The sequence below is a fragment of the Tabrizicola sp. genome, from assembly GCF_031377265.1.
GTDB lineage: Bacteria > Pseudomonadota > Alphaproteobacteria > Rhodobacterales > Rhodobacteraceae > JAUYQR01.
This window is the reverse complement of sequence record NZ_JANMET010000393.1, coordinates 1-2,508: the sequence shown is the minus strand read 5'-3', so window position 1 is coordinate 2,508 and position 2,508 is coordinate 1. Positions and strand designations below refer to the sequence as shown.

Genomic DNA, 2,508 nt, shown 5'->3' with positions numbered 1-2,508 from the left:
GCGTCGCGCAGCTGGTCGTCCCGGACGAAGGCATATCGACGGCAGAAAACCTGTTCGACGGCACACCAGCCTTCCATTCCTTCATCCGCCAACGGATCAGCCGCGTGCCCGCCAGCGGGTCGCATCGCCGCGTCTATGTTTCCCGCGCCGGCCTTGGCCTGCACCGCAACGGCCTGATGTTCGAAGACCGGATCGAGACGCATCTCAAAGCGGCCGGCTACCAGATCTTCCACCCACAGCGCGTGCCGCTGCACGATCAGATCGCGATGTACGCCGGTGCCAGCCACCTCATCGGCGTCGACGGCTCGGCCCTGCATCTGGTGGCCTTTGCTGCCGCACCCGGTGCCAAGGTAGCCGTTCTCGGCCGCCGCCCGTATTACCCGCAGGCAATTGCCTCGCAGATCGAACGATGCTCGGGCGCGTCGGCCACGGCACTCCCGCCCGGCGACCAGATCTTTGTGCGCAGCCAGTCCGCCCAGTCCGGCTATCCGTGGTTCTGGACCCACTGCCTGCCCGATCTGCCCCGCCTCGGGCACGCGCTGCACGCCGCCGGTTTCCTCGACACATCCCCGACCGACTGGCTGCCCCCGGATGCGCAAGCCCTGCAGGGCCGGCTGGCCCTGATCTCGCGCCGAAATGGCTATGCGCTGGTGCCGCTGCCGCATCAGGGCGGCAGCGGCCCTTGCGCCCCGCCGCCACTTTCTGTCTGAATGGGCGCAACGCCACTCCGCCCAACGCGTACAATCCCGCTTCGCCGGAACCGCGCGGCACCGCCCGAAGAAAGGCCAAACATGCTCCTCTACATCACCCTCGGCACCAATGATCTTGCCCGCGCCACCCGGTTCTACGACGCAGCCCTCGCCCCGCTCGGTCTGGTCCGCCGCGCAACCGAAGACGACGAAGTTGGCTACGCCCACCCCTCCGACACCCGCTGCCGCCTCTGGGTCACCCGACCCTATGATGGCAAACCCGCCAGCACCGGCAACGGCTCGATGCCAGCACTCATTGCCCCCTCGCAACAGGCCGTCCGCGATTTTCACACAGCCGGCCTCGCCCATGGTGGCCACGACGAAGGCGCCCCCGGCCTGCGCCCTTACGGTGCGGCCTTCTACGCCGCCTACCTGCGTGACCCGGACGGCAACAAACTCAGCGCCGTCCACGAAGGCCTCGCCTGACAGCCTCAGATTTGCTCGTTGCTCAAATACTTCCGCCGGAGGCTTCCCACGGCACCGCACGTCCCGCCCGCCCAAGGCCCTTGCGGCCAAAGCCGCTTACCCCTAGATAGGCGCGCAAAGCTGCCAAAGCGCCGTCCAGAAAGTGCCCATGGAAAACGTCGTCCTCACCATCCATCTGATCCTCGCCCTGCTCTTGATCGGGGTGGTGCTGTTGCAGCGCTCCGAAGGCGGCGGTCTTGGCATGGGTGGCGGCGGCGGTGCTGTTTCCACCCGGGGCTCTGCCACAGCGCTGACCAAACTGACCTGGGTCTTTGCCGCAGCGTTCATCGTGACCTCGATCACCCTCACCATCCTGGCCACCCGCGGCGCTGGCAATGGCTCCGTGGTTGACGAACTTGCCCCCGCACCTGCCGAGGCCCCGGCGACCGGCGGTCTCAGCGGTTCTGATCTGCTGCCGCCGCCTGCCGCTGATGCCCCGGCCACTCCGCCCCGGGCCGATGACGGCACCACGCCGGTAACGCCACCGCCTGCCAATCCCTGACGCCACAACCGCTTGGCCAATCGCGCGGATGATCCTCATCATCTAGCGGTCACGGTTGCCTAATGCCCACTCCTTCGCTATACCCCAAATCCCGTGGTGATGCGATTCCACCTGTTCCGAATCGCTCTGCAAACACGGGGGCCTCATGGCGCGCTACATCTTTATCACTGGCGGCGTGGTGTCCTCGCTTGGCAAAGGCCTCGCCTCTGCCGCCCTTGGCGCGCTCTTGCAGGCCCGTGGCTACACCGTCCGCCTGCGCAAGCTTGACCCCTACCTGAACGTCGATCCCGGCACGATGTCGCCGTTCGAACATGGCGAGGTGTTCGTCACCGACGATGGCGCCGAAACCGACCTCGACCTTGGCCATTACGAACGCTTCACCGGCGTCTCTGCCCGCCAGACCGATAGCATCTCCTCGGGCCGGATCTATTCCAACGTGCTGGAAAAGGAACGCCGCGGCGATTACCTCGGCAAGACCATCCAGGTGATCCCGCACGTCACCAACGAGATCAAGGATTTCCTGCGCATCGGCGACTCCGAGGTCGATTTCATGCTCTGCGAAATCGGCGGCACCGTCGGCGATATCGAAGGCCTGCCGTTCTTCGAAGCGATCCGCCAGTTCATCCATGAACGCCCGCGCGGCCAGTCGATCCTGATGCACCTGACCCTGCTGCCCTACCTTGCGGCCAGCGGAGAACTCAAAACCAAACCCACCCAGCACTCCGTCAAGGAACTGCAATCCATCGGCCTTGCCCCCGATGTGCTCCTCTTGCGCTCCGAACACCCGATCCC

Annotated in this window: 4 protein-coding genes; all 4 read left to right on the top strand. The window is 65.8% G+C overall.

The features are described 5' to 3' along the window. A partial coding sequence (locus RMO18_RS20895) for a glycosyltransferase family 61 protein (RefSeq protein ID WP_309668460.1) occupies positions 1 to 710 on the top strand: 710 nt, incomplete at its 5' end. An 81-nt stretch (positions 711 to 791) separates the two neighbouring features. Next, a complete protein-coding gene (locus RMO18_RS20890) occupies positions 792 to 1,175 on the top strand; it encodes a VOC family protein (protein ID WP_309668459.1) in 384 nt (127 codons plus the stop codon). Positions 1,176 to 1,323: 148 nt separating this feature from the next. Then, complete coding sequence (gene secG, locus RMO18_RS20885; RefSeq protein WP_309668457.1) at positions 1,324 to 1,716, top strand: preprotein translocase subunit SecG; 393 nt, start codon at positions 1,324 to 1,326, stop codon at positions 1,714 to 1,716. A gap of 145 nt (positions 1,717 to 1,861) precedes the next feature. Then, positions 1,862 to 2,508 (top strand): CTP synthase (locus RMO18_RS20880; RefSeq protein WP_309668456.1); only part of this gene is annotated, 647 nt, incomplete at its 3' end.

Bases quoted from the DNA above. Each gene is read 5' to 3' on its own strand.
- RMO18_RS20890 (WP_309668459.1), top strand. From the start codon at position 792: ATGCTCCTCTACATCACCCTCGGCACCAATGATCTTGCCCGCGCCACC.
- secG (WP_309668457.1), top strand. From the start codon at position 1,324: ATGGAAAACGTCGTCCTCACCATCCATCTGATCCTCGCCCTGCTCTTG.